General features: G+C 40.8%; 1 protein-coding gene. It reads right to left on the bottom strand.

Annotation, left to right across the window (positions count from 1 at the left end; genetic code table 11):
* On the bottom strand, nt 1–228 hold a 228-nt coding region (locus AOA60_RS33145; RefSeq protein ID WP_218240440.1), incomplete at both ends, for a hypothetical protein.

Raw genomic sequence — 228 nt, 5'->3', positions numbered from 1 at the left:
CTATCAGCGTGTTGTAATATATTTGATTCTGGGCCAATTCAGCCATTTCTACATCAATGTCAACATTATTACCATTATGATTCATCTGGGTGTTACCTCTTTCAACTACTCGCGCATCCTCCAAATTGTTTCTTCCCCCAAACTGGAGATGCCTCGGATCCGTTTGGAAAGCTTTAAGCCTTTGACTATTAGCCGCATTTTCCAGTTCGTGTGCAAAAACAGTTTTCT

The organism is Pseudomonas sp. 2822-17 (assembly GCF_002742485.1).
GTDB lineage: Bacteria > Pseudomonadota > Gammaproteobacteria > Pseudomonadales > Pseudomonadaceae > Aquipseudomonas > Aquipseudomonas cyclaminis.
Note: the sequence above shows the minus strand (reverse complement) of the source record. Positions and strands in the feature narration are given on the sequence as shown.